Raw genomic sequence first — 19,205 nt, forward strand, 5'->3', positions numbered from 1 at the left:
GCGGACCGACGCCTGAGGGCGGTGGTCGAGAAGGCGAGGATCGAGACGGCGACGGCTGGCGGGGGCGACAGGACGGCGGCCGGTCAGGTGTCCTGGGTCTGCCCCGTCTGGGCGTCGGTCAGGCCGGTCGCGGCGATGTGGTCGTAGGCGTCGTCGACCAGGACGACGTCGCGGCCGGCGCGCTGGAGCAGGGACGCGGCGATCGAGGCGCGGTACCCGGACCCGCAGTGGATCCACAGCTGCCCGTCGGGCAGGTCGCCGGCGCGCTCGGCCAGCTCGTGCAGGGGCACGTGCACCGAGCCGCGGACCCCGCCCTTGGCGCGCTCGGAGCCCAGGCGCGTGTCCAGGACGACCAGCGGCTGCCCGCTGGTGGCGGTGGTGTCGCCGGCCTCGGCGGCGCGCACGGCGCCGGCGAGACCGTCGGCGTCGGTGACGGGGTAGGTCCGCAGGTCCTGGCCGCCGGCGAGGGCCTCGACGTCTCCGACGGAGGCACCGACCTCGTCGACGCCGATCCGCACCAGCTCGCGGCGGGCGTCCAGGACCTGCTGCTCGGACTCCCCGAGCAGGGTCAGGGGGGTGCCCCAGGCGTGCAGCCACCCCAGGTAGGTCACGAAGCTGCCGGAGAGCTCGAAGCCCAGGGAGCCGGCCAGGTGCCCGGCGGCGAACGCGCGGCGGGCGCGCAGGTCCACGACCCACTCTCCCGCGTCGATGCGGCGGCGCAGCTCGCCGCCGTCGGCCTGGGCAGGCATCGACAGGTCCACCGGCGCCGGTCCCCGGCGGTTGGCCACGCCCATGTGGGCGTAGTAGGCGGGGTAGGCGTCCAGGCCGGCGATCAGGGCGGTGACGAACTCCTGCTCGTCCTGGGTCAGCGCGGGGTTGGTGGCGGCCTGCTCACCGACCGTGGAGGCGTCCCCGCTGGTCGGGGTCGCCGAGCAGAAGCTGCCGAACCCGTGCGTGGGGTAGACCGCGGCCGAGGCCGGCAGCTCGGCGGCCAGGCGCCGTACGGAGCGGTGCTGGTCGTGGGTCAGGCCCAGGGTGTGCTCGGGGCCGACGAGGTCGGTGCGCCCGGTGGAGCCGTAGAGCATCGACCCGCCGGTGAAGACGGCCTCGACCTGACCGCCGCGGGCCAGGGTGTAGCTGGTGTGGTGGTGGGTGTGCCCGGGCGTCAGCAGCGCCCGCAGCGCCATGTCCCCGGCGGTGAGCTCCTCGCCGTCGCCGACGGCGGTGTGCGCGAAGTCGGCGTCGCTGCCCGCGGGCAGGACGTACGTCGCGCCGGTGCGCTGGGCCAGCTCGAGGCCGCCGCTGACGTAGTCGTTGTGCACGTGGGTCTCCAGCACGTGGGCCACGCGCACCCCCAGGCGCGCAACCAGGTCCAGGACCCGGTCGATGTCGCGCTGGGGGTCCACGACCACGGCGACCTGCCCGTCGGTGGCCAGGTAGCTGCGGTCGCCCAGGCTGCTGGTCTCCAGCGTGATCACGTCGATCATGGCGCTCTCCTTCTACGGCTCGACCTGCGGTCTCGACAGGAACGCCACTGAATGTACGGTCATTCCCTCTGCCGCTGCGATGGGGCACCGCCGGCATCAGTGGGGCGATCGCTCCGTCAGGCCGTCGTCCTTGCCGGTGGGCGCCCCGGCCAGGTCGGCCTTGCCGTACATCCGGTCCAGCACGTTGCGGTCCGGCGTGGTGACCGTGCCGGCCGCGGTCCCGGGGGCGTGGGCGGTCTGCGGTGCCTCTTGGTCGGTTGCAGAGACCATGGCTGGCGCGGGATCGGGCGGTGGTCGGAGCGGGGGTTACCGGGGGCGGCTGGCCCACAGCAGGGTGTCGATGGCGGTGGCGGTGCCCTCGGGGGTGGGCACGAGGCGCTCGAGCTGCTCGCAGCGCGCGGTGTGCAGGCCACTGGTCGCGGTGGTCTTGGTGAGTAGGTCGGTGTCGTAGAGCACGTCGGGGTCCTGGGGTCCGCCGTGGCCGTGCTCGGGGTTGTCGCGGTCGTGGCCGACGACGAGCAGGTTCCCGCCGGGAGCGACCCAGGTCGCGGCCCGGGCGAGGGTCGGGGCCAGGGCGCGGTGGGGAAGGTGCAGGTAGGCCACGAGCACCAGGTCAACCTGCGCCGGCGCCGCCCAGGTGGTGGCGTCGGCGGTCACGAAGGCCACCTGCAGGCCGCGGCGGCCGGCTTCGCCGCGGCCGACGTCGAGACCCACGTCGGAGAAGTCCACAGCGGTGACCTGCCAGCCCCGCTCGGCCAGCCACAGGGCGTTGCGGCCCTCCCCTGCTCCCAGGTCCACCCCTGTGCCGGCGGGCACGGCCTCGAGCAGGTCTGCCACCACAGTCGTCGGTCGCCAGGACCACACGCTGGTGCCGCCGTCGGCAGCCTTCCGGTAGCGCTCGTCCCACGCCGTCGCGTCGCCGGCTCTCATCGGGTGCTCCTCTCCTCGGTGGCACGGGCGCTGGTCGTCTGGGAGCTGGTCGTCTGGAGGCTTCAGGCGCGCAGGTAGGCCCAGCCCTGGTGCTGGCGGCGCAGCAGGTGCCCGACGCCGGAGGACACGATGCGGGTCCCGGGTGCGAGCTGGTGCGGGTGCAGGCCCCAGCGGCGCATCGAAGTCGCGCAGGCGACCAAGCGCACGCCGGCCCGACGCAGGGCCGCCGCCTGCTGGGGGGCGATGACGCCGTCGCCGACCAGGCCGAGGCCTTCGCCGTGGGCGACGACCTCCACCCTCACGTCGTGGTCGTGGCCCAGGTCGGTGAGCAGGTTGTCCAGGTTGCGCAGCACCGGGGCGCCAGGGGTGGCGACCTGCCACACCAGCCGGTGACTGCGCCCCAGCGCGGCTGCCGGCGACGGGTCCGGGTCGTCCTCGGCGAGCAGGTCGGGGCGCACAGCGGTGGTCGGCCAGGCCTCGGTCCACAGAGGTTGCGGCTGGTCCGTGGCGGTCGGGTTCACGCCAGACCCTTGAGCATGAGGTTCCAGTACATCGCGGGCAGGCCGTAGCGCTTGAGGTACCACATGTCCCGGCGCTCCTTGGTGGCGTCGATCAGCGGGAACGTGGGCGCGGGGGTCATGGAGTAGTCGAACTCCGCCAGCAGCATGGTGTGCCGTGAGGTCGTCAGCGGGCAGGAGGCGTACCCGCCGTAGCGGGCGTCCAGCGGCTCCCCGGCCATGGCGGACATGAGGTTGTCGACCACGACGGGCGCCTGCTTGCGGATCGCCGCGCCGGTCTTGGAGTTGGGCGTGGACCCGGCGTCACCGAGGGCGAACACCTCGCCGTAGCGGGTGTGCTGCAGGGTGTGCTTGTCGACCTGGACGTACCCGGCGGGGTTGGCCGGGTCGGCCAGGTCGGTGGCCTTGAGCCAGTCCGGGGCCGACTGCGGCGGGACGGTGTGCATCAGGTCGTAGGTCAGCGACTCCTTGGTGCCGGCCTTGTTGTCGGCGATGACGGCCTGGCGGCCGGCGGGGTCGACCTCGACGAGCTCGCTGTTGAAGCGGACCTCGATGCCGAACTTGCGGGCTACCCGCTCGAGCTCGTCGGAGAAGACCTTGACCCCGAACATGCCCGGGGTCGGCAGCACCATCACCACCCGGATGTCGTCCAGGACGCCCTGCTCGCGCCAGTAGTCCGCGGCCAGGTAGGCGATCTTCTGCGGCGCGCCGGCGCACTTGATCGGCCCCGAGGGCATCGTGAAGATCGCGGTGCCCTTGCGCAGCGCCCGGATCTGCTCCCACGTCTTGGGCGCCAGGTCGTACAGGTAGTTCGTCGAGGCGTGCGGGCTGCGGATCGCCTCGGCCATCCCGGGCACCGTGCCCCAGTCCAGCTGCAGGCCCGGGCAGACCACGAGGTAGTCGTAACTGACCTTCGTCCCACCGGCGGTGGAGACGACCTTGGCGTCGGGGTCGATGTGCTCGGCGCGGTCCTTGGTCCAGGCCACGCCCTGCGGCATCACCGAGGCCTGGGTGCGGCGCGACTGCGCGACCGGCGCGCGGCCGCCACCGGCCAGGGTCCACAGCGGCTGGTAGTAGTGCGCCTCGCTGGGCTCGAGCAGGCCGACGTCGGCTACGCCCCTGCGGCGCAGCCGGGCCGCGACGCTGATGCCGGCGCTGCCTCCCCCGACGACCAGGACGTGGTGGTGGACGGCTGTGGTGGTCATGACTGCCTCCGGCGAGCTCGACGGGTGCTGCGAGGACATGCCCTTGCACTGGTCAGCAATGTACGTACATCCTGTGGGTGACGGCAAGAGCACCCGCAGGGGTCCCGGGCATCGGAGAAGGTGGGCAGATGAGCGCGCAGCATGGCCCCGCCCTGCCCGACCAGCAGCCGCACCCGGTGGACCGTGCCCTGGCGCGGCCGCTGTGGCAGCAGGTCCGCGAGGACCTGACGCGGCGGGTGGACGCCGGTGCCTTCGGGCAGTCCTTCCCCGGCGAGCACGACCTGACCGCGCAGTACGGCGTGAGCCGGCAGACGGTGCGGATGGCGCTGCGGTCGCTGCGCGAGACCGGCGTCGTCAGCGCCGCCCGGGGGCGCCAGCCACAGGTCACCGCCCCCGGTCTGGAGCAACCCCTCGGGGCGCTGTACAGCCTGTTCGCCTCCGTCGAGGCCGCCGGGATGGAGCAGCGCAGCCTCGTGCGCCACCTCGGGCTGGTGCGCGACTCCGCCGCCGCGACGGTGCTGGGCCTGGCCGTCGATGCCGACCTGGTGCACCTGTCCCGGGTGCGGCTGGCCGACGGGCAGCCGCTGGCGCTGGACGAGGTCTGGATGCCCGCCCACGCGGCCTCGGGCCTGCTGGGCGCCGACCTCACCCACACCGCCCTGTACCGCGAGCTCGCCGAGCGGTGCGGGATCCACGTCCGCGGCGGCCGAGAGCAGCTGCAGGCGGTGGTCGTGACCCCCGCCGAGGCCTCGCTGCTGGCCGTGCCCGCCGGGTCCTCGGCCTTCTCCATCCAGCGGCTCGGCTGCGCCGGCGGCACCCCCGTCGAGCACCGGCGCACCCTGGTGCGCGGGGACCGGTTCACCGTCACCGCCCAGTTCGCTCCCAGCAGCGGGTACCAGATGAGTGTCGGCACCACCTCGACGGCGCCCCGCCCGCCAGCGCCGCCCGGGCCGCCGTGAGTTTGTTGCTGGCCGCCCTGCTCGGGGTGGTCATCGGTCTGGTGCTCGGGGCCACCGGCGCTGGTGGGTCGGTGCTGGCGGTGCCCGCACTGGTCTACGTGCTCGGGGAGGGCCCCCAGGAAGCGACCACCGCCAGCCTGGTGATCGTGGGGGTCACCTCGGTGGTCAGCGCCGCCAACCACGCCCGCACCGGGCACGTGCGCTGGCTGGCCGGCCTGGCGTTCGCCGTCGTCGGCGTCCTCACCTCGATCGCCGGGACCCGCCTGAACCACGCCGTGCACCCCGACGTCCTGCTCGCCGCCTTCGCGGTCCTCATGCTCGTCTCGGCGACCACGATGCTGCTGCGCTCACGCCGACCAGCCGACCCTGCCACCGGCCCTCGCCGGCCTCCTCGCCGGACAGCCGTGATGGTGCGGGTGGTCCTGGCCGGCCTCGGCGTCGGGTTCCTCACCGGGTTCCTCGGCGTCGGCGGCGGGTTCGTCGTCGTGCCCGCGCTCGTGCTGGCCCTCGGCTTCACCATGCCCGTCGCCGTCGGCACCTCGCTGCTCGTCGTCGCCCTCAACAGCGGCGTCGCCCTCGCCGCCAGGACCGGCTCCGCGGCCGTCTTCGACTGGGCCGTCATCGTCCCCTTCACTCTCGGCGCAGTCGCGGCCTCCTTCGCCGGCAGCCGTGTGGCCGCCCGCGTCTCCCCCACCGTCCTGACCCGGACCTTCGCCGTCCTGCTGGTCGCCGTCGCCGCCTGGGTGCTGCTCGACGCACTGGTCTTGTGAGTCCTCGCCCTCACCGAGCTCGCTGACGAGCCCGCCCGAAGACAGCACCCAGGGGTGCTGACGGGCCTGCCTCAGGCGGCCGCCGCTGCCAGCCGCGACCGCGCGGGCTTGCGGCGGGGCCGCCAGGTGCTGACCAGTGCCAGCGCAAGGAGCAGCTCGGCGATGTCCCCGGCGTAGTACATGAGGTCAGCCCCCGCGCGGACCTGGGCCACCGGCTTGGGGACCTGCACGAAGACGCCCGCGTACAGCAGCTGCGCCAGCACGGCGTGGCCGGTGATCGCGACCCCCAGGACCACCAGCCGGGCCAGGACCGAAGGACGCCGCGGGGCCGGGTCGGGCCCGGCCACCACCCACGCGAACAGGTACCCCGCGGCGAGGAAGTGCACGTGCACCAGGTGGTGCAGCACCGGGTGCACAGTCGTGGCCGCATACAGGGGGGTGAAGTACAGCACCGCCAACCCACCGAGGTTCAGCACCAACGCGGTCACCGGGTTGGCGACCAGGTGCACCGGCCTCGAGCGCATCACCCGCCCGATCATCCGCCCCACCCGGCGCGGGACCGAGCGAAGCACCAAGGTCACCGGAGCGCCCAGCACCAGACCCAACGGTGCGTACATCGCGATCAGCAGGTGCTGGTGCATGTGCCCGCGGAAGTCCCCCGGCGGGTAGGGCGACAGCTGCGGCACCAATGCCACCGCCAGGAACACGAGGCCGGTCAGGAAGCTCGCTGTCCGCCAGTTGCTCCACCCGCGCGGCTCGCGCCGCCGACGCGTAGCCGTCCCGACGTAGACCAGGGCGAGGACGACCACCGCCGCGACCATCAGAACCGGCCACATGCTCGCCGCGCCATGGGCACCAGCCCCGGCGTGGGCGTGCTGCTGCACCAGGGACATCACCCAGCCCGACCGGAGGTCGTCTCGACGGCGATGGGCACCGTCCTACCACTGCGCTGCAGGAGCCAGCCGCCAGCGACCAGCAAGGCCCCCAGCACCAGGAAGCCGATGTCCCACCAGGTCTGGTACTCGCCGCTACGGACGTGGTGGATGCCGAGGATGTGGTGGTCCACGACGCCCTCGACGAGGTTGAACACACCCCAGCCGACCAGGATCCAGCCCCACAGCACTCGTGAGGTCCACACCCGGCCACGGGAGTGGGTGACTCGGGAGTACAGCACCCCCAGGCCGATCAGCACCGACAGCCACGTGATGGTGTGGAAGACGCCGTCCCACACGGTGTTGATCTGCAACCCGTGCACCGTGTCAGCGGGGTAGTAGTCGACGCCGATGTTGTCGGTGTCGGTGCTGGTCAGCATGTGGTGCCACTGCAGGATCTGATGCAGCAAGATCCCGTCGACGAATCCCCCGAGACCGATGCCGAGAATGGTTCCCGGGAGACCGATCTTCGGCGCCTGCTCCCGACGCTGCTCAGCGGTGATGGACATGTCACGCCCTTCGACGTCCCTACATGACCGTCTGCTTGATCAGCGCTCACCCTGCCCCGGGCGCCTCCCCCAGTCCAGCGGTGATGGTCTCAGCGACCGCGCCGAGCAGCCCGACCCCGGATCCCTCACCACCCCGACCCCAGCCGCCGCTTGACCCGCCAACCCCTGGGATGTCTGACCCGGCCCCTTCCGAAACCGATGCGTGGCCACCGTCGGGTCGGAGCAGGACGCCACGCAGAGCCAGATACGGCCCCCAGGTCTCGCCCAGGGCACTCGTCGCCCCTGCCCAGGGGGCCTTCCGGTCCTGCGAGGACCGCGCTCCTCGGCCTACCCCGGCTCGCCCCGCGCCTTGCGCCGACCGATGACGACCAGATCCACGACGGCGACGATGGCGAGCACGCCGAACACGACGGGCAGCCACGTCGGAGCGCCGACCACGACCGCCCAGACGGCGCCCCCGGCGCACACCAGAAGCCCGAAGGCCGCCAGGACGGCGCGGAAGGTCAAGGCGCTGTGCGTGGGCGCTTCACCGAGGAAGCCGTAGCGCGGCTTGGGGGGACTGGGCTGCTCGGGTCGCTGGCTCATGCGTCCAGCCTGCGCCGAGTGCGGGTTCCTGTCCTACCAAAGGTGCCACCCGCCGCCGAGGTCCCGCCTCTGGCCGGTCCCCAGTGGGAGTGCACGACCTCGCGGGGACAGGCGTCCTACACCCGCCCTTGAGAGAACTGATGCAGACAATGTGACTGCTGCGTCGTGGCACCCGGACCTCGTCCCAGCAGCCGACCCCCCTTCGGCGACGGTGCAGGTCACAGGGGCGGCGAGGCGCGGCCTTGCGGCGACGTCGCCAGCAGACCCGCCCGGATGGAAATCCCGGGCAGGTGCGCCATACGGGACGCCCTGAACCGCGACAACAGCTAGCTGACCACCTATGAGGAGCGCGGGACAGCCGCCAGCACCGCGGACGTCATGACCAACCCCACCCCGAATACGACCGGCCGCCGCTGCGAGAAGTCGGCCTGGCGCTGCCGACGCGCGTAGCGTCGTGCCCGTGGTCGACTCCACGTGGGGCTCCTACCCGCCGCGGTGGTGGTCTGCCGCGTGCGAGGAGCTCGAGGAGTACCGCTCCCCTGTTGGACGCCTGCACCACCTCGCGCGCGTAGACGCCGGCGACATGCTTGGGCTGTGGGCGGAGCTGCTGCCGTGGCAACCGTCGGAGCCGGTGCTGTGGGTACCGCAGCTGCGCCGGCTCCGGCAGGCCAACGACCGCCTCGTCGACGAGGAGCAGGACCTAGCCGCCCACATGGGTCGCGTCGTGGCCCCGATGCGCCGCCGCGGGCTCGGTCTGGTCGACCTGAGTCTGGCCACCGACATCGCCGAGGGAGACCTCGAGACCGCCTGCCGGCGCGCCCGCCGTCCGTCCGCGCGGGCCAGGCCGAGCCGGCTGGCCTCGCGCGCCCTGGAGAACTTGGGGACCGACAGCCCGCTGATCCGGCTCAGCGAGCTCGACCGGTCCCTGTCCCTGTCTCACCGCACCCGCATCGAGCTCACCACCGTCACCGCGCGCCTGGTGTGGGAGCTCGCGGTTGTCGAGGGCGTCGACGTCGCGGTGCTGGACGAGGTGCTGGGCGAAGGCGGCCACGAGGGCCGCGGCGCGGCCAGGCGGTGGGTGCGCGAGTTCACCGACCACCACCGCGTGTCGACGTCGCCGCGGAGTACGCACGCCGTGGCGACCGCTCAACGGCGGTTCACGGTCCCGCCCCCGCACTGCCATCCGCCCTGCCGACGTCGCCCGCTCGACGAGCTTGCCGCGGCCCGGGACCGCCGCGCGGCCCGGGCGTCTGTGCAGTGGGCGTGACCGGCTTCGTGCGCGGTGCTGCGGCGAGCCCCTGCGCAGGAGGGTCCCGTCAGCTCACGCCCCGGCCCACACGGCGTCGCGGGGGAGTGGAGGGGCCAGCACTGCGTCGAAGCGTCGTGTCGAAGGCGAGATGGGTGATGGAGGCCACCATGGAGAAGTCGGCGCTGACATCGACGCCAGGTACCAGGTCGGGCCAGCCGAAGCCGTGAGCTCGGCCGCTGGAGACGTTGAACATCCATCCCACGAGTTCCGCGATGGTTTTCACCGTTTCGGCTGACGCGCGGTCCTGCGTGACGAGGGCCTGGGCGATCGTGTCGGCCATCGCCTTCAACGTCTTTCCGTCGCCCATCGAACTAGCGCCGGCCGTCACGCCGGCGTGGCGCGCCTTCTGGGCTGTGATGATGTCCGCAGATGGCACCAGGCCCGTCAGCCGTTGGAACTGGCGTGTCGTGTCGTAGAGCTGCATGAGGCTCTTCGACTCCTGCTGGAGCACGATGCGGGCGTTCGTCAGCTGCTGCGCATGGTCGTCGGGATGCAGCATGAAGACGATCCGTCCCGCGCCTAGCAGGGCTGCCCTCAGCTGACTCTGCAGGATCGAGATCGAGACGGTGCGCCTGTCCTGCGCGAGCTCGGCGACGTGCACGAGGCTGTCGTGGGCTGTGCGCAGGCCGGCCAGGATGGTGACGCGGAGGTCGACCGGCGGGTCGGGCAGCGCCTCGAGGAGACGCCTGAGATCGCTCCCCTGCTCGCCGAGCAGCTGGGGCAGGTCCGGCAGCTTCTGGGCCATCTCCTGGACGACACGGGTCACCGCCACGCCGTGATCAGCGGGCGGCCCCTCGACTACTTCGGACCAGGTCTGGTCACCGAGCACGCGCGATCCCGTCCTCGTCCTGGCGTTGGGACGCCGTCCGCCCCCCTGCACGAGGTCTGCGCAGGGGGGCGGACGGCGGCGGTGGTCAGCTCGTCAGTGCGCCGCGTCGTAGGCGTCGAGGATGGACTGCTTGACGCGGCCGCGGTCGGCGACGGTGTGGCCGTTGTCGCGGGCCCACGCGCGGACGTCGTCGAGGTCGGCGCGCTTGGTCCCACCGCTGCGGGTGGCGTTGGCCCGCGAGGAAGCGGCGCCCCGGGACGCGGTGGTCTTGCGGGCGGACTCGATCCACTCGGCGAAGGACTCCTCGATGGAGGAGAAGTGCTGGTCGTTGAGGTCGATCTCGTAGCTGGTGCCCTGGAAGGCGAAAGTCACCGTCTGGGTGGCCTCCGAGCCGTCGAGGTCGTCGACAAGGGTCACCTGAGTTTTCTGAGCCATGGCCACATAGTGGCAGAAGACCGCCACCGGTCCCACGGGTAATGCAGCCGACACACACTCAGGTCGAAGCGGCGATCACCTCGGCGGAACCCGGTGCGCGCTCTTCTGTCCGGCGCTGAGCCAGGTGGCTGAGTCTTGGGCTGCCCAGTAAGCCGGACTTTTTCCGGTAGCCGATGGTTGGGACATGGACGACACGGGGGCGCAGCAGGCGGGGTGCGCGTGCGCGCAGGAGTACGCCGATCGGTGGCCGGACATGACACCAGCGGAGCTGGCGCACGTGTACGCGGGGACGTGCCCGGTGCGGCTGGAGCGCATGAGGCGAGAGGGCCGGCCCACCCGTCGCGGAGGCGGGGCGGTGTGGAAGCTGTTGCTGCGTCAGCGGCAGCACGCCTTTTGACCACTCGCCCGGCGGCCGCCGGCGACTGCGTGCTCGGCTCGTGGCGGCGCTGTCCGAGGTCGCTCCTACGGTCCGCGGCCATGAGCCCGCACCCGCCGCCGCCGCACGAGCACCTCTTCCACCCGGGCGTCGCAGCCGCCGGCAAGGCCGCACGGGAAGCCGACCCGCCGCGGTCGCACCTGGTGGGGTGCGCGGTCTGCGGCGAGTCGGTTCAACTCGGCTCGGACGAGACGCCGCCGCGGGTCCCGTGGAAGGGACCGCCCATCCCGTGGCCGGCGCTGCAGCCGGGCTTCAAGGGGCCCTGACCGCCCCTGGTCGGCCGCCCATGTCCTCCTCATCTGGAACGTGGCCGAACGGTCCTTCGCGACTCCGAAGCAACAGGGGCGCCGGCGGACGCCGGTGGTCGCTCACGCTGGTGTGGCGTCGTGGGGGCGGAGCATGGTGGCGGGCAGCCAGCCGATGGCCACTCCCCCGGTCTCGTCCTCGAGCGCGTAGGCCACGCGCCTGCCACGCCCCGTGCTTGTCGCGCTGCCGGCTCGCCACCACGCCGGGCATCGGGTCGACGTCGGGCAGCACCACCCAGCAGTGCCGCCGCTGGCCTGCTCGGTCGCCCACCCCGCCAGGCTCGCACGCGGGCGAGGTGCAACACACCCAACCATGGAGCCTGTCAACCGACAACCGACGTGTTACCTTCCGGTTGTCGGACACCAAGGGAGGTGAGAGCATGAACAAGGACGTGAGGAAGGTCGTCAAGGCGCTGGAGCGCCAGGGCTTCGATGTCGTCACCACCGCCAACGGTCACCTGATGGTGAGCAAGGGCGGCGAGGTGATTGCGGTCCTGGCGGGCACCGCCAGCGACTGGCGGTCCCTCCTCAACGGCCTGGCCCCGCTGAAGCGGGCCGGGTTCCGGTGGCCGCCCCGGCGGTGACCGGACGGGGGCCGGAGGCGACCGAACCGCCTCCGGCCCCCGCACACATCGTCCACCCCCCTGCACCCTTCATCCCCACCCACCGCCGCCCCGGCCGACATCGACCCACGGGCGGTCCGAGCACCGAGGAGTCCCGAATGACCGCGTCCCGCACGACGTCCCGCACGACCGCTGCCGCCCCGGCGGACTTCAACGTCGTCGCTGAGCTCGGCGACGTCGCCGACGTGGGCCTGCTGGCCGACGCCGACTGGGCCGACACCGTCCTGGACACCCTGCGGCCCTACCGGCCCGTCCTGGGCCGCAGCGCCTACGGGCGCCTCGAGGTGATCGCCACCCTCCCGGCGGCCGACCTTTCGCAAGCCACCCGCACCGCGATGGCCGTCCTGGCCGACGTGCATCGCCCCGACGGTAGCCCGCTGCCCGCCTACAGCCTTGAGGTGCTGCCCACCCACGCCTTCGACCACCGCACCCGCTTCGTCGATGTCCCGCCGCTGCTGAGCGTCCCCGAGGCCGCCACCGCTCTCGGGATCTCCCGCCAGGCCGTCCTCAAGCGCATCGAGACCGGGGCCCTGCCCGCCAGCCGGATCGGGTCTGTGTGGGCCGTGGCCGCCGCGGCGATGCCCTCTCCCCTCGACGACGACGGGCCCCACGACACCACCGGCACCGGAGTCGACGCCGACCGCGCAACATCGTCCGAGGCGGCCAGCACGTCCGGGCCGACGTCGGCCGCTCCCGCCGGGGCGACGGCGTGAGCGCCGCACCCGTCGACGGCCCCGGGATCCCGGCCGTCGTCACCGACGCCGTTGGCCAGACCCGCTACGAGACCGGCGAGATCCGGCTCTTCCTCGAGGTCAGCACCGGCAGGCTCACCGACGCCCACCGCGAGCTCCTGCTCGAGCTCGTCCGCCAGACCGCCGGCCCGACCGGCACGACCTGGGCCATGACCGCGGCCGCGGGCACCCACGCCGCGGTCGGCGCGAACACCCACAGCCACTCCCCCGTCGGCGTCCTGGTCAGCCTGCTCGAGCGCGCCCAGCGCGACGGCCGACTCCCGCCACTGGCCTACCGCGCCTGGAGCGACGACGTGCGCGCCGACCTGCAGGACGTCGTCATGGCCACCCCCGAGCTCGGCACCTTCACCGGCGCCTGCGACAGCCGCGGCCGCGTCCAGGTCGCCGACGAGAACCTGCACGCCGCCCTCGCCGGCGACGACCCCACCACGGCCGTCGCCCGGCTCGCCGGGTTGCCCTGGACCACCGAGCTTGGGCTCCTGCCCGCACACGACGACCACCGGGCGCAGTAGCCGGTCACAACCGCCCCTGGAGAGGGCCTACGCCTGATGGAGAGGGGCCCGCGGTGGACGTGTCACAGCGCCGACCGGGCCCGCACCTTGTCCCCCGTGAGCCGGGACCACCGCGAGGAGTACGTCATGGACCGCCAGCACCCGACGACCGCGGTGTGCCTACGTCGCCCGCCAGGTCGCGGTGAAGAGCACCTACGCGGTGCGGGTGAGCGCGGTCGAGCGCGACGCGACCGCCCGGGTCCTGCAGGACTGCCCCGGCCAGCTGCTGCCGACGGCCAATGCGGCTCCGCCAGCACCCGGCCAGGCACCGGTGACCACGCCGGCTCCTGCGCCGTCGCCGGCAGCGAGGCCTGGGGGTGACGAGCCGACCGCCACAGCCGTCGCCGCCCCCGCCGTCGACGACGGCCGAGGCGGAGGTCGACCAGCGCTACCCCAGCCGCTCCGCCGCCCGAGACGTCGGGCTCGGGCCCTACGTCAGCGGCGCCGCCCCCGGAGTTTGGTTGGTACGTCGACGGAGACGGCGAGGTCTGCGAGCTGTAGCGGTCAGCCGCGTCCCGAGCGGGCCAGCACGTCGTCCCAGTCGGTGGCCTCGATGGCGTCGACCAGGGCGAGCAGGCTGTCCCGCGGCACGTCGTCCTGCAGGTGCTCCAGCGTCTTCATGTGGTCGGCCACGGCCTCCGAGGCGTCCTCGTCACCGTGGACGGGCAGCGACTTCAGCAGCCAGACCGGCCGGGTGTCGACCGCCTCGTCCGGTCGCTCGGCCGCGGCGTCCAGGTCTGCGGCGCGGACGGCGTACAGCTCGCCGGGGTTAGGCAGCCAGGACACCTGTCAGAGCGTCGCCGGCGCGCCGGGCGTCGACGGGTCGGTCCACGTCCACCCGGAGCGGTGGTCCGTGCCGACGTCGTCGCGGAGGCGGCCACTCCCAGGCCTGCCCCGGTGGGTGTCCTCGTCGATGAAGGCTCTGGAGGTGGGGTAGGTCCGCACCCATGACGGGGGTCGCTCAGCGGTCGTCGCCGCCATGCGCGCTCGGAGGTGTAGCGAGTGGCGTCCTGGGTCCACTGGTCCAGCCATGCCCGTACCGCGGTGAGCTCTTCGGCCGCGGCGGTCACGTCCACGCCCGCCTGGTCGTGATGGACGGTGACGGCGTGGAGCTCGACGAGCGTGTCGTCGACCGACCGCTCGAGTGCGCGGGTGGCCAGCAGCCGCCTCAGCCACGCCAGCGGTGAGCGGCCTGTCTCTCGCAGGTGCACGCTCTTGAGGTCGACGTCGGCCTGGTAATGCTCGTCGAAGAGCCGGTCGACGGTCTCCCGCACGGCGCCCGCGCGCTCGTGCAGGTGGGGCTGGGCCTCCATCAACAGCTGCTCGTAGACCACGACCGCCTGATGAGTCGGCAGGGTGGTCGGGAAGCCCACGCCGGCGACGCCGGTGAACGGGAGCACCTCGGCGCGTCCCTGTTCACGTCCCTGCTCGTGCGCCTGCCGGCGGACGCGGTCGAGGTCGGCCTCGTGGTCGTGCTGGGGCATCAGCGCCACCTCCTGCCCGGGACGCTAGGCGCCTACTGCGACAGCGGGCTCGGGTCAGGGCTGGTCGTCGAGGGACCAGCCGGGCTGCAGCAGTCGGGTCAGCCGGGTCCGGGCGGCGTGGACGACGTCGTCGGCGTGGCGGCCCGGGGTGCTGTCCCACCACCAGGTCGTGGCCGTGGCGGTGTGGGCGCGACCACATGCTGGTCGCTGTCGACCTCGAGGTCCTCGAGCGCGGCCAGTAGGGCGCTCTCGTCATCGACGGTCGTCACGTCGGGGTGGTGCAGCGTCAGGCAGCGCTGGCCCTGGGCGTAGAGACCGGCGAGGTGGACGGCCTGGTCGGCGCGCAGGCGGTGCAGCATCGCCTGCCAGCCCACGGTGGGGCCGGTGGCGCGTCGAGCGGCGGGGAGGGCCCTGGCGGGTGCACGGCGTCCTCGCGGGCGGGTCGTGGTCGACGCCGGGTAAGTGGCCGTGGCGCGGTCCGAGGGGGGGACGGACCGCGCCACGACCGGCTAGGGGCGCCGCGGGTGGGCGCTGCTCACCCGCTGGTGACGATGGCCTGGTACTCCCCGACCGGCAGGGCGGTCGGGGACGAGGCGGTGAGCTCGTCGGAGCCCTCGGCGGCGCCGGTCCAGGTGATCTCGTACCGGGCGGTCGCGGTGATCGGGTACTCCTGGCCGGCCTGGCCGGCGGAGGTCTGCTCGTAGATGTGCCCGCACTCGGGCACCTGCAGCCCGTAGGACCGGTCGTAGGGGATCCCCGGCTCGTCGCAGACGACGTCGGTGCCGTCGCCCATGTCGTAGGTCACGTCGGCCAGCTGTGAGACCGCGGTCACCGACAGGCCCGGCACGGCGGCGGTGACGGACTGCGGCTCCCACAGCGCCTCGGGGGTCCACAGCCACACCGGCACCCCGACGGTGCCCATGATCCCCGGCCCCGGCTTCGGGGTGATCCCGATCTCCGGGGCCTCGATCTCGAGCTGCGCGAGCGCCATCTGCAGGACCTGCTCGGGCGTGTACTGCACCGGCGGGGGCCCCGCCGGGTCGGCGGGGTCGTAGGGCGCCGAGCACACTCCAGGAACCCCTCCACCGAAGGCACCACCCTCTTGCGGTGGTGTGCAGCGTCGAACAGTGCCGTCGCCGAGGTCCTCAATGATCCACTCGGTCGCGTCCGGGTCCGGCGCCGCCGAGGAGCCGCCGCCGCCGCCGGACGACCCGCCGCCGCTGGAGGAGCCGCCGCCGCCCTCTGGGCCGGGGTCGACCACCGGGCGGGTGTTCCCACCAGGCCGCTTGGGTGTCTCGACCTTGATGGTGCAAGTCACGAACGTGCAGCCGCCGGACCCTTGACCGGGTGGCTGAGATGACGCGATGGCCGTAGGGGCGGCTACAAGAACGCTGCCGAGCACCACACCCCCGCTCAGCAGAGAGAGAAAGCGTCGCTTCAGCACGGCGTCGCGTTGTCGGTCTCGTAGCCGGACACCACCCAGTCACCGGGTTCTCCGCCATCGGCGGCGCTGGCGACGAGCGTCGCCGTGGCTTGGGTGCGAGTGACATAGTCGGTGTCGGCGTCGCCGCCGGGACCTCGGCGTGCGTCAGAACCGTCCGGAAGGGTCAGATTGAAGTCGGACGAGTCGAGGCAGGCGTCGAGGGTGACGGTGGTCCACCCCTCCTGCGGCCGCCCGACCTGGTAGTCGGCGACCTCGGCGGTGGCCGTGGCAGCGCCACTCACGCTGATGTCACCAGCGATGAGGGTGTTGTCGATGAAGGCTTGCTCCGACACCTGCTGCTCAGGCGACGCGACGGTCGTCAGAGGTGACGTCGATCGGGTGGCGTAAGCCTCGTTGAGTGCGGCGACGTAGCCCTGGAAAGCCTGCTGAGCTGCGGCCTCTGCGGTGGCGCGGTCGACGCCCTGCTCGGCCGCGGGCGGTGCCGCCGGCTCGGGGCGGTTCAGGTGCTGGTAGGTCAGTACGGCGCCGGTGAACAGCGCGATGAGCAGCAGCGCGAACCCGGTCCAGACCAGCGGGTGGTCGCCCATGGGCGCCCGCCAGAACGGTGGCTGGCGGTCTGCGCCTTGGGATGCTGGCGCGCCGGTCTGCGGATCCTGCGTGTGCGTGGCCATCTCTGCCTCCCCGGGGCGGTCTGTCTCCAGTGTCCCTGGCCTGCGGCTGCTGTCGAGGGTCACGGGGTGCTCATCTCCGTCGGTGGGTAGTCGTTGCTCACAGCGCGACGGCGGTGCGGGCGCTGGCGTGCGGGGCGGTCAGCTGCTCGATGAGGTCCTCGGTGTTGTCGTCGAGCTCGACGTCGATGTTCTCGGCGAGGGTGCGGACCCGGTCGGCGTGGCCGGCGACGACGTCGTCGTGGCCGGCGTTGTGCTCGGCGCGCAGCAGGTCGCGCCAGGCGTGCTCGTCGAGCTCGTCGACGCGGTGTGCGGCGGCGACGGCGGTCCGCACGGTCGTCAGGTCACCGCGCAGCTGGGCCCGGCGGGCGACTTCGTGGGCGACGTCGCTGATGCTGGAGACCATCTCCTGGCGCAGCGGCTCGGCCCAGGCGTAGTGCTGCGCGTTGGGGGCGGCGAGCGGGATCCCCTCGACGAGAGCTAGCGCCTGCAGCAGCCGGTCGGTGTGGGTGGCGGCGGCGTCCTGGCCGACGAGCTCGAGGTAGTCGTCCCAGTCGGTCCGCACGTCGGGGTGCAGCGTGTAGCTGCCCCCGTCGCGCTTGAGCGGCAGGTACTGCTCCCCGTCGGGCGCGGCGCCGAGCCAGTTGCGGGCGCGGCTGGCGTGGGCGTCGACGGTGTTGGTGGCCAGCGGCTTGCTGGGGCGCAGGGCCTCGGCGAGGACGCGGTTGTCCGCCGCTCCGGGCTTGAGGGCCAGGTAGGTGATGAGCGCCATCAGCACGCCTCGCTTGGACGGCTCCTTGGGCGGTGAGCCGGCGCACTGGGTCAGTGCCACGTCGCCGAGGACTTTGACGTAGGGCGCGGTGGGACGCGGGGGCGGGAGCCGGTGGACGCTGGCCCCTCGGGCCTCCTCCATGGGCGTGGCCGGCTCGTCGTCGTGGTCCTGCGGCACGTCGACGAGGACGTCCTCGTCGACGTGCGTCGCTGCCTCCGGCGCGGCGTCGACGCCGTCGACGTCCAGGTCGCCGGCGACAGTGCCCGGGACGTCAGCGCGGGTGCCGCTGTCCTGCTCGGCTGTGGCCTGCTCGTCGATGCGGTGGCGGGGCGTCAGGTGCGCCGCGGCCTGCACGCTGCCCTGCTGCGGGGCCGGCTGCTCGTCCTGTCCTCGGCCGTGGTCGTCGTGCTCGTCGAGCTCCTGGTCGTCGTCTGCGGGGTCGTGCACGGGCAGGTCGTCGAGGGTGAGCTCGTCGGCGAGGTTGCTGGCCCAGCTCGGGCCAGCAACGGGCGCGAGGTCTGTGGTGGCCAGCAGGGCGCCGAGGCTCGCGCACTCCGCTTCGGTGAGCTGCTCGGGGCGCAGGTAGAGATCGGCCGGCTCCAAGTGCGCGAGCAGACCCTCCCCCTCCTCGTCGGCGGCCGCGTTCAGACGCAGCTGCCAACGCCCCACGGCGTCCTGGCTGGTGACGGCTGCCAGGCCGACCCGGGGCAGGGCGGTGACGAGCTCCTGGAGACGGTCGCGGACGTCGTTGGGGATGGGCTGGTCGATGAGCACGATCTCGGGGGCGTGGGCGTCGCGGCCGCGGCCGCGGGCCCTGGCCTGGGCGACGTCGTCGACGTCGGCGTCCGCCAGAAGGTCGGTGATGGCCTCGGCTCGCTTGGTCAGCCGGGCGATGAGGTGCTCGAGGTCGGTCGCGTGCTGCAGCCGGGGGGTGTCCAGCGCCTGCGTCAGGTCCTGGCCGAAGCCGACGACGGTCACGGTGAGGTTGTCGGCCCAGGGCGAGACGGCGAGCTCGACGGCCAGGGATCGCAGGACGTCGCCGGCGCCGTCGTCGGTGACGGCCAGCGTGCAGATGTGCTCGAGGTCGAGCAGGAGCTGGGCGTCCTGGGTGTCGCGTCCGAGCGTGACCAGGCTGGGGTAGGGGGCGGGTCCCTCGTCGAGCGGCAGCTGTGCGACGTCGCCGCGGGCCAGGACCCAGACGGTGCGGCTCTCGGTGTGCGCCCAGGGGGCGGGCAGGTCCTCGGGCGCCTCGGCGAGGTAGAGCTGGACCTCCTCGGCGGTCAGCCGGACGGCGCGGACCTGGGGCAGGTCGGTGGTGGTGGCACGCGCGTGCGCTCCCAGGGCGCGCATGGCGTGGTCGATGTCGGCCAGGCCCTGCCCGTCGGCGGCGGCGCGCACCTCGAGCTCGGTCATCTGGGCCTGGGGCGAGGGGGCCGGCAGCCGCTCCCCCGGCTTCCGGCGTCGCTGCTGAGCACGCCGGCGAGCTGCCAGGCCGATCAGCACGCCCGCGAGGACGAGGGCCCCGGCGCCCGCGGCGGCGCGTTGGTCGAGCAGGGCGTCCTCTCCGGCCTCGTCGGCTCCGGCCTGCTCGGCTCCGGCCTGCTCGGCTCCGGCCTCCTGGGCGGCGGCCTCCTGGGCGGCGGCCTCCTGGGCGGCGGCCTCCTGGGCGGCGGCCTCCTGGGCGGCGGCCTCCTGGGCGGCG

General features: G+C 73.1%; 22 protein-coding genes. 7 read left to right on the top strand and 15 right to left on the bottom strand.

Translation table 11 applies throughout. The annotated features are described in order from the left end of the window. Nucleotides 1-83: 83 nt before the first annotated feature. From Q0848_RS16960 to Q0848_RS16980, 5 genes are all read right to left on the bottom strand, one after another. Nucleotides 84-1,487 carry a rhodanese-like domain-containing protein gene (locus Q0848_RS16960; RefSeq protein ID WP_299039658.1) on the bottom strand — a complete coding sequence of 468 codons (1,404 nt, stop codon included), beginning with the start codon at nucleotides 1,485-1,487 and terminating at the stop codon, nucleotides 84-86. Between the two features lie 96 nt (nucleotides 1,488-1,583). After that, a complete protein-coding gene (locus Q0848_RS16965; RefSeq protein WP_299039659.1) occupies nucleotides 1,584-1,757 on the bottom strand; it encodes a hypothetical protein in 174 nt (57 codons plus the stop codon). Between the two features lie 36 nt (nucleotides 1,758-1,793). Beyond that, nucleotides 1,794-2,417 (bottom strand): class I SAM-dependent methyltransferase, encoded by a 624-nt coding sequence (locus tag Q0848_RS16970; RefSeq protein ID WP_299039661.1) that lies wholly within the window; start codon nucleotides 2,415-2,417, stop codon nucleotides 1,794-1,796. A 62-nt stretch (nucleotides 2,418-2,479) separates the two neighbouring features. Further along, nucleotides 2,480-2,938, bottom strand: coding sequence for a DsrE family protein (locus Q0848_RS16975; RefSeq protein ID WP_299039662.1), 459 nt, complete (start codon nucleotides 2,936-2,938; stop codon nucleotides 2,480-2,482). Then, the gene (locus tag Q0848_RS16980) at nucleotides 2,935-4,140 is read right to left on the bottom strand and encodes an FAD/NAD(P)-binding oxidoreductase (protein ID WP_299039664.1); all 1,206 of its coding nucleotides are present in this window, start codon (nucleotides 4,138-4,140) and stop codon (nucleotides 2,935-2,937) included. Before Q0848_RS16980 ends, Q0848_RS16975 begins: the two co-directional genes overlap by 4 nt. Before the next feature lie 128 nt (nucleotides 4,141-4,268). Between Q0848_RS16980 and Q0848_RS16985 the strand changes: the two genes are divergently transcribed. Further along, nucleotides 4,269-5,099, top strand: coding sequence for a GntR family transcriptional regulator (locus Q0848_RS16985; protein ID WP_299039666.1), 831 nt, complete (start codon nucleotides 4,269-4,271; stop codon nucleotides 5,097-5,099). After that, entirely contained in the window at nucleotides 5,096-5,869 is a 774-nt protein-coding gene (locus tag Q0848_RS16990) for a sulfite exporter TauE/SafE family protein (RefSeq protein ID WP_299039668.1), read from the top strand. The genes Q0848_RS16985 and Q0848_RS16990 overlap by 4 nt, the downstream gene beginning before the upstream one ends. A gap of 71 nt (nucleotides 5,870-5,940) precedes the next feature. On the opposite strand, the gene Q0848_RS16995 is transcribed toward Q0848_RS16990, so the two are convergent. The 3 genes from Q0848_RS16995 to Q0848_RS17005 form a co-directional block, all read right to left on the bottom strand. Further along, nucleotides 5,941-6,762: a cytochrome c oxidase assembly protein gene (locus Q0848_RS16995; RefSeq protein ID WP_299039697.1), complete on the bottom strand. Its 822-nt coding sequence runs from the start codon at nucleotides 6,760-6,762 to the stop codon at nucleotides 5,941-5,943. Further along, on the bottom strand, nucleotides 6,762-7,310 hold the full coding sequence (locus Q0848_RS17000) for a DUF2243 domain-containing protein (protein WP_299039669.1): 549 nt from the start codon (nucleotides 7,308-7,310) through the stop codon (nucleotides 6,762-6,764). The genes Q0848_RS16995 and Q0848_RS17000 overlap by 1 nt, the downstream gene beginning before the upstream one ends. 327 nt (nucleotides 7,311-7,637) lie before the next feature. After that, on the bottom strand, nucleotides 7,638-7,895 hold the full coding sequence (locus tag Q0848_RS17005) for a DUF6343 family protein (protein WP_299039671.1): 258 nt from the start codon (nucleotides 7,893-7,895) through the stop codon (nucleotides 7,638-7,640). A gap of 460 nt (nucleotides 7,896-8,355) precedes the next feature. Between Q0848_RS17005 and Q0848_RS17010 the strand changes: the two genes are divergently transcribed. Then, the gene (locus Q0848_RS17010; protein ID WP_299039673.1) at nucleotides 8,356-9,162 is read left to right on the top strand and encodes a hypothetical protein; all 807 of its coding nucleotides are present in this window, start codon (nucleotides 8,356-8,358) and stop codon (nucleotides 9,160-9,162) included. Nucleotides 9,163-9,211: 49 nt separating this feature from the next. Here Q0848_RS17010 and Q0848_RS17015 read toward each other — a convergent pair whose 3' ends face one another. Then, the gene (locus Q0848_RS17015) at nucleotides 9,212-10,033 is read right to left on the bottom strand and encodes a hypothetical protein (protein WP_299039675.1); all 822 of its coding nucleotides are present in this window, start codon (nucleotides 10,031-10,033) and stop codon (nucleotides 9,212-9,214) included. Nucleotides 10,034-10,126: 93 nt separating this feature from the next. Further along, nucleotides 10,127-10,468, bottom strand: coding sequence for an Lsr2 family protein (locus Q0848_RS17020; RefSeq protein WP_299039677.1), 342 nt, complete (start codon nucleotides 10,466-10,468; stop codon nucleotides 10,127-10,129). Nucleotides 10,469-10,945: 477 nt separating this feature from the next. Here Q0848_RS17020 and Q0848_RS17025 point away from each other — a divergent pair, with 477 nt between their 5' ends. The 4 genes from Q0848_RS17025 to Q0848_RS17040 all read left to right on the top strand — a co-directional run bounded on the left by Q0848_RS17025 (nucleotide 10,946) and on the right by Q0848_RS17040 (nucleotide 13,096). Continuing rightward, nucleotides 10,946-11,170 (top strand): hypothetical protein, encoded by a 225-nt coding sequence (locus Q0848_RS17025; RefSeq protein ID WP_299039679.1) that lies wholly within the window; start codon nucleotides 10,946-10,948, stop codon nucleotides 11,168-11,170. 419 nt (nucleotides 11,171-11,589) lie between these two features. Then, a complete protein-coding gene (locus Q0848_RS17030) occupies nucleotides 11,590-11,793 on the top strand; it encodes a hypothetical protein (protein WP_299039680.1) in 204 nt (67 codons plus the stop codon). A 137-nt stretch (nucleotides 11,794-11,930) separates the two neighbouring features. After that, nucleotides 11,931-12,545 (top strand): helix-turn-helix domain-containing protein, encoded by a 615-nt coding sequence (locus Q0848_RS17035; protein WP_299039681.1) that lies wholly within the window; start codon nucleotides 11,931-11,933, stop codon nucleotides 12,543-12,545. Continuing rightward, a complete protein-coding gene (locus Q0848_RS17040; RefSeq protein ID WP_299039683.1) occupies nucleotides 12,542-13,096 on the top strand; it encodes a hypothetical protein in 555 nt (184 codons plus the stop codon). The genes Q0848_RS17035 and Q0848_RS17040 overlap by 4 nt, the downstream gene beginning before the upstream one ends. A 543-nt stretch (nucleotides 13,097-13,639) precedes the next feature. Here the strand turns inward: Q0848_RS17040 and Q0848_RS17045 are convergent. From Q0848_RS17045 to Q0848_RS17065, 5 genes are all read right to left on the bottom strand, one after another. Then, complete coding sequence (locus Q0848_RS17045) at nucleotides 13,640-13,921, bottom strand: hypothetical protein (protein WP_299039684.1); 282 nt, start codon at nucleotides 13,919-13,921, stop codon at nucleotides 13,640-13,642. 796 nt (nucleotides 13,922-14,717) lie between these two features. Then, nucleotides 14,718-14,993, bottom strand: a complete 276-nt coding sequence (locus tag Q0848_RS17050) for a hypothetical protein (protein ID WP_299039686.1) — start codon at nucleotides 14,991-14,993, stop codon at nucleotides 14,718-14,720. A 161-nt stretch (nucleotides 14,994-15,154) separates the two neighbouring features. Further along, nucleotides 15,155-15,688 carry a hypothetical protein gene (locus Q0848_RS17055; protein ID WP_299039688.1) on the bottom strand — a complete coding sequence of 178 codons (534 nt, stop codon included), beginning with the start codon at nucleotides 15,686-15,688 and terminating at the stop codon, nucleotides 15,155-15,157. 368 nt (nucleotides 15,689-16,056) lie between these two features. After that, complete coding sequence (locus tag Q0848_RS17060) at nucleotides 16,057-16,734, bottom strand: hypothetical protein (RefSeq protein WP_299039690.1); 678 nt, start codon at nucleotides 16,732-16,734, stop codon at nucleotides 16,057-16,059. 97 nt (nucleotides 16,735-16,831) lie between these two features. Next, a partial coding sequence (locus Q0848_RS17065) for a bacterial transcriptional activator domain-containing protein (RefSeq protein WP_299039691.1) occupies nucleotides 16,832-19,205 on the bottom strand: 2,374 nt, incomplete at its 5' end.

Source organism: uncultured Pseudokineococcus sp. (genome assembly GCF_947495735.1).
Taxonomy (GTDB): Bacteria; Actinomycetota; Actinomycetes; order Actinomycetales; family Quadrisphaeraceae; genus Pseudokineococcus.

Bases quoted from the DNA above. Each gene is read 5' to 3' on its own strand.
- Q0848_RS16960 (WP_299039658.1), bottom strand. From the start codon at position 1,487: ATGATCGACGTGATCACGCTGGAGACCAGCAGCCTGGGCGACCGCAGC.
- Q0848_RS16965 (WP_299039659.1), bottom strand. From the start codon at position 1,757: ATGGTCTCTGCAACCGACCAAGAGGCACCGCAGACCGCCCACGCCCCC.
- Q0848_RS16970 (WP_299039661.1), bottom strand. From the start codon at position 2,417: ATGAGAGCCGGCGACGCGACGGCGTGGGACGAGCGCTACCGGAAGGCT.
- Q0848_RS16980 (WP_299039664.1), bottom strand. From the start codon at position 4,140: ATGACCACCACAGCCGTCCACCACCACGTCCTGGTCGTCGGGGGAGGC.
- Q0848_RS16985 (WP_299039666.1), top strand. From the start codon at position 4,269: ATGAGCGCGCAGCATGGCCCCGCCCTGCCCGACCAGCAGCCGCACCCG.
- Q0848_RS16995 (WP_299039697.1), bottom strand. From the start codon at position 6,762: ATGTCCCTGGTGCAGCAGCACGCCCACGCCGGGGCTGGTGCCCATGGC.
- Q0848_RS17000 (WP_299039669.1), bottom strand. From the start codon at position 7,310: ATGTCCATCACCGCTGAGCAGCGTCGGGAGCAGGCGCCGAAGATCGGT.
- Q0848_RS17005 (WP_299039671.1), bottom strand. From the start codon at position 7,895: ATGAGCCAGCGACCCGAGCAGCCCAGTCCCCCCAAGCCGCGCTACGGC.
- Q0848_RS17020 (WP_299039677.1), bottom strand. From the start codon at position 10,468: ATGGCTCAGAAAACTCAGGTGACCCTTGTCGACGACCTCGACGGCTCG.
- Q0848_RS17025 (WP_299039679.1), top strand. From the start codon at position 10,946: ATGAGCCCGCACCCGCCGCCGCCGCACGAGCACCTCTTCCACCCGGGC.
- Q0848_RS17030 (WP_299039680.1), top strand. From the start codon at position 11,590: ATGAACAAGGACGTGAGGAAGGTCGTCAAGGCGCTGGAGCGCCAGGGC.
- Q0848_RS17035 (WP_299039681.1), top strand. From the start codon at position 11,931: ATGACCGCGTCCCGCACGACGTCCCGCACGACCGCTGCCGCCCCGGCG.
- Q0848_RS17060 (WP_299039690.1), bottom strand. From the start codon at position 16,734: ATGGCCACGCACACGCAGGATCCGCAGACCGGCGCGCCAGCATCCCAA.